Source organism: Microbacterium umsixpiens, assembly GCF_053543675.1.
In genome coordinates this window covers 13,119-13,766 of the sequence record NZ_JBLVOH010000043.1, presented here as the reverse complement: position 1 = coordinate 13,766, position 648 = coordinate 13,119, and the positions used below count along the sequence as shown (strand labels likewise).

The window sequence follows — 648 nt, the reverse complement described above, 5'->3', positions numbered from 1 at the left end:
GCACGCGGTCACGGCGCTCAGGGCAACCACTCTCAGGGCCAGTCGACGGCCTCCAGGACCGGCCAGGCGCCGTCCGAGGCGTTCGCGATGACGGTCCCCGTCACGCCCGATTCGGGGTCGTGCCAGGTGCGCGCCGAGACTCCGGCGTCGTACCCCTCGAGGATCACGGTGCCCGATTCCCATCCGCGCCAGAAGCCCCGCGCGTAGCGCATGTTCTCGTCCTCGACCTCGTTCAGCGGTTCGGTGAGCACGGCCAGCATCTGCGCGCTCACGATCCGGTGATCGAACAGCGCCGTCCAGAACGCGTGCAGATCGGCGGCCGTCGTGGCCGCGCCGCCGTCTCCGCTCCCGCGCACCGGCAGATGGAGCACGTTCGTGCGGTCGTCGGTGTCGCCCAGGTACCCGAGAGCGAGATCCCCCGGCATGTCGTCGGTGCGGGGATATCCGCTCGACGCCATCCCGGCGGGAGCGAAGACGCGCTCCTGGACGAGCTCGTGGAACGGCGTCTTCGACGCGCGCTCCGCCACCAGCGCCAGCAGCACGAAACCGCTGTTGCAGTAGGCGAATCGCGAGCCCGGCGCGCTCACCTGCGGCCGGCCGTCGAGCACCGGCACGAACGCCTCGGTGTTGTCGAGCTCATGCAGGGGG

Annotated in this window: 1 protein-coding gene; it reads right to left on the bottom strand. The window is 70.8% G+C overall.

Features of this window, described 5'->3' with window-relative positions:
* Positions 1-32: 32 nt before the first annotated feature.
* On the bottom strand, positions 33-648 hold a 616-nt coding region (locus ACNPM4_RS05005; protein ID WP_448984900.1), incomplete at its 5' end, for a serine hydrolase domain-containing protein.